This window comes from Oleiphilus sp. HI0079, assembly GCF_001635105.1.
Genome location: NZ_LWFT01000338.1, coordinates 1 through 209 on the forward strand (window position 1 = coordinate 1; position 209 = coordinate 209).

Genomic DNA, 209 nt, shown 5'->3' on the forward strand with positions numbered 1-209 from the left:
TCATGCACAGAAAAAGGCATGCTCTCATTGGCCCCATATACAGAGCTGCTTGATGCATAAACGAGATGTTCCACCTTATGATGGCGACAGCCTTCAAGGATATTGGTGAAGCCGACAATATTCGCATCGATATAAGCTTGTGGGTTTTCTAAGGAATATCGAACCCCTGCCTGTGCAGCGAGATTAACGACCCGCTGAGGCTTATGCTG

1 protein-coding gene is annotated in these 209 nt (G+C 47.4%); it reads right to left on the reverse strand.

Going from position 1 to position 209, the window contains the following annotated elements; translation table 11 throughout:
• Positions 1–209: GDP-mannose 4,6-dehydratase (locus tag A3750_RS04650; protein ID WP_156498401.1), on the reverse strand; the 209-nt coding region annotated here is incomplete at both ends.